At 74.2% G+C, this 4,061-nt stretch carries 2 protein-coding genes and 1 pseudogene; all 3 read left to right on the top strand.

Annotated features, from left to right (window positions below; translation table 11 throughout):
• Nucleotides 1–397: hypothetical protein (locus QM633_RS12060; protein ID WP_415154007.1), on the top strand; the 397-nt coding region annotated here is incomplete at its 5' end.
• Entirely contained in the window at nt 394–3,693 is a 3,300-nt protein-coding gene (locus tag QM633_RS12055) for a UvrD-helicase domain-containing protein (RefSeq protein WP_415154006.1), read from the top strand. The genes QM633_RS12060 and QM633_RS12055, both read left to right, overlap by 4 nt.
• A pseudogene (locus tag QM633_RS12050) lies at nt 3,690–4,061 on the top strand (exodeoxyribonuclease V subunit alpha); the annotation flags it as partial. The gene QM633_RS12055 and the pseudogene QM633_RS12050, both read left to right, overlap by 4 nt.

Here is a 4,061-nt window from a genome sequence, read left to right as displayed (position 1 = left end):
GCGGGCCCGGGTCGCCGGCAAGGGACGCGTCTGCGTGCTGGCGGCGCCGCCGCAGGCCACGGCGCGCCGGCTCCTCGGCGAGCTGATCGCGATCCGGACCATCGGGCTGTCCCGTCCGCTTCCCGCGCTGCCCCGCCTCTGCGCGGAGTGGGCGACCCTCCGCCTGGCCGGGCAGGACCCGCTCGACCCACGCTCGCGCTCCCGCCTTCGTGACCGCTGGGAGTGGGAGGGCGCGAACGACCCGTCCTACCGCGCCTTCTTCGAGTTCCCCGGCCTCCTCGACCTTCCCGTGGGTGACCTGCCGCTCCCTGGCGCCGACACGGGCGAGCCGAACCTGGTCGGCGTCCTGGCCGGTGCGATCTGGACGCCCATGCTGGACAGCGAGGTGGCACCGTGACCCGGTTCGACCCCACCGGTCCCCTGCCCACCGGCACGGCGGTCCTGGAGGCCAGCGCGGGCACGGGGAAGACCTACGCCATCGCCGCCCTGGCCGTGCGCTACCTCGCCGAGGGCGTGGTGCCCGTCGACCGGCTCGCCGTGATCAGCTTCAGCAGAATGGCATCCGCGGAGCTGCGTGCCCGTGTCCGGCGCCGACTGCAGCACTCGGCCGACGTCCTCACCGCACGCCTGGCCGGCGCGCCGGTCGAACCCGACCCGACCGATGCCCTCCTGCTCGACGCCCCGGCAGAGGTGGTCGCGGAGCGGATCGCCCGGCTGAACCGCGCGGTCGGCGGGCTCGACTCCGCGACGATCATAACCATCCACCAGTTCTGCCAGGCGATGCTCGAGGAGCTCGGCATCCTCGCCGAGCAGGATCCGCGGGCCACCCTCGTCGAGGACCTCAGCCTGACCGTCGACCAGGTCACCGACGACGTGTACCTCGCCCGCTACGCCACCCACCCGCTCGGGGTGCCGTTCGACCTGGCGACGGCGCGCGCCGTCGCACGCTCAGCGATCGGCCTGCCCGACGCCGACCTCGTCCCCTCCGGGGCTCCCGGCGTCGCCGGCGAGCGGGTCGAGTTCGCCCACGCCGTTCGCGCAGAGCTCGAGCGCCGCAAGGTCCGCTGGGGTCTGTACACCTTCGACGACCAGCTGTCCCGGCTCCGGGCGGCCCTCCGCGGGCCCGCGGGAGCGGCCGGCGCCGAACGGCTGCGGCGGCGCTGCCAGGTGGTCCTGGTGGACGAGTTCCAGGACACCGACCCCGTCCAGTGGGCGATCCTGAACGAGACCTTCGGCGGCCGTGTTCCACTCGTCCTGATCGGCGACCCCAAGCAGTCGATCTACGCCTTCAGGGGCGCCGACATCGCCGCCTACACCGCGGCGGTGGCGGAGGCGGACGAGCGATACTCCCTCGAGGTCAACCATCGGGCCGACGAAGGCGTGGTGCACGCGGTCAACGAGCTGTTCCGCGACGTGGCGCTCGGCGAGGGCATCACGGTGCCCCCGGTCATCGCCAGCCACTCCGGCTCCCGGCTGGTGGCACCGCGGGAGTCGGCGTGGTCGGCGCCGGTGCGCCTGCGCTGCCTCGCCTCGACCGCCCCGGTCCAGGCCGCGGACGCCAGGAGGGCGATCATCGCCGACCTCACCGGCGAGATCGTCACCCTGCTCTCGGGCGGCAGCGATGTGCTCACCGAGGACGGCCCGAGGCCGGTCCGCGCCAACGACATCGCGATCCTGGTCAGCACCAATGGCCGGGGCCGCCAGATCGCCGCTGCCCTCACCACGGCGGGCGTCCCGGTCGCGTTCTCGGGCGCCGACTCGATCTTCGCGACGTCCGCCGCCGCCGACTGGCTCACCCTCCTCACCGCGCTCGAACAGCCACGCCGGAGTTCTGTCCGGGCCGCGATCCTCACCGACTTCGTCGGCGGCGACCTCACCGACCTCGCTCTGGCCGATGACGACCGGCTGACCGGCTGGGCCGCGTTGCTCCAGGGCTGGTCGCGAGTCCTGGCCGCGCAGGGCGTGGCCGCGCTGTTCGCGACCATCCAGGCGCCGTCGGACGACGTGCCGGAGGAGTTCGCGGCGCGCATCCTGCGCCGTCCACGCGGCGAGCGGGACCTGACCGACTTCCGGCACCTCGCCGAGCTCCTGCACGCCCAGCACTCGACGGGAACCCGCGGGCAGGCGCTGGTCGCCTGGCTGGAGGAGGCGGTCACCCGGTCTGCGGTGACCTCCGACCGCGTTCGACGGCTGGAGACCGACCGGGACGCCGTCCAGATCATGACCGTGCACAAGGCGAAGGGCCTGCAGTTCCCGGTCGTGCTGCTGCCCGAGGCCGCCGACCTGTGGGTCCGCGACACCGACGGGGGCGAGAACTTCGCCTTCCACGACACGGACCGCCGGGTCCTCGACGTCGGCGGGGCCCAGGCTCCCGGGCGTCCCGGCCGCCGCGCCCAGCAGGCGGCGGAGGACGCGGCCGAACGGCTCCGCACCCTGTACGTCGGCTGCACACGCGCGCAGTCGCAGCTGACCCTCTGGTGGGCGAGAACCCGGTTCAACACGGCGGCCTCCCCGCTGCACCGGCTCCTGTTCCGGCGCCGCGACGACCCCGGCGCGCCCGAGCCGGAGTATCCGCTCGACCAGCCGCCGGGCGACGGCAGCCCTGCGGCACTCGAATGGCTGGGCGAAGCAGGCATCGTCGTCCAGGACTGCACTCCTGAGCGCGCCCGACCCGCCGCGCCGCCCCCGTCGGGCCCACGGCCCCTCGCGCTGGCCAGGTTCTCCCGCCGGATCGACCAGGACTGGCGCCGCACGTCGTACTCCGGGCTGACCGAGGCCGTCCACGCCAGGCCGCCGGTCGCGCTGGTGGCCGAGCCGATCACCGACGACGAGCCGGTCACCGACGCACCGCTGGTCGACCCCGCGCCGGGCGTCCCCTCCCCGATGGCCGACCTGCCGGGGGGGACGGGCTTCGGCAGCCTCGTCCACCACGTGCTGGAGAACCTCGACTGGTACGCCCCCACCCCCCAGGACCAGGCCGCGCTGGCCGACCGGCTCCGGGAGGCGACGACCGCGGCCGGTCAACGCTGGGCGGTGTCGGGAGTCGCTCCGGCGGCGCTCGCCGACGCCATGCTGCCCAGTCTGCTCACGCCGCTCGGTTCGCTCACCGACAGCCTCCCACTCGCCGCGATCCCGGTGACCGACCGGCTCAGCGAGCTCACCTTCGAAATCCCGCTCGGCGCCGGTCCGCAGACCCGTCGATTGCGTGACGTCGCCGCACTGCTGCGCCGCTGGCTGCCCGCCGGCGACCCGCTCGCCGGCTACCCCGCCGAACTCGAGCAGCCGGCGCTGGCAGGACAGCCGCTGCGCGGCTTCCTCACCGGCAGCATCGACTCGGTGCTGCGCGTCGGCCCTGCGGGCTCGCCCCGCTTCGTGGTCGTCGACTACAAGACCAACCGGCTCGGTCCCGCGGAGCTCACCCTCGAGCACTACACCGAGGCGGCCATGGTGACGGAGATGATCCGCACCCACTACCCGCTGCAGGCGCTGCTCTACTGCGTGGCGCTGCACCGCTTCCTGGACGCCCGCCTGTCCGGGTACGACCCGACTCGGCACCTCGGCGGGGTCGGCTACCTCTTCGTCCGCGGCATGGGCGGCCCGGGTGCGCCCGACACCGGAGTGTTCCGCTGGCACCCGCCGTCCGGCCTCGTCACCGAACTGTCCGACCTCCTGGCCGATCGGAGCCGGCCATGACCGACCTCGCCACCAGCCTCACCCCTGGCCTGCTGCGGGACGTGCACGCGGCCGGTGCCCTGACCTGGGGCGACGTCCACGTCGCTCAGAAGGTGGGACATCTCTACCGCGAACCCGACCAGAGGGTCCTGCTCGCCCTCGCGCTGTCGGTGCGGGCCCTGCGGTCAGGCTCGATCTGCCTCGACCTGGCCCACACCGGCCCGGCCAGTACCGACACCGACGAGGACGCCGCAGCGGTGCCGGCCGAGCTGTGGCCCGAGCCGGCCTCGTGGCGCGCGGCCATCGAGGCCAGCCCGCTGGTCAGGATCGGCGCCGAGAGCGGCGGCGACCGGCCGCTCAGGCTGGCCGGCGACCTGCTCTACCTCGAG

It is taken from the genome of Propionicimonas sp., from assembly GCF_047606205.1.
Lineage (GTDB): Bacteria > Actinomycetota > Actinomycetes > Propionibacteriales > Propionibacteriaceae > Propionicimonas.
This window is presented reverse-complemented; position numbering and strand designations above follow the sequence as displayed.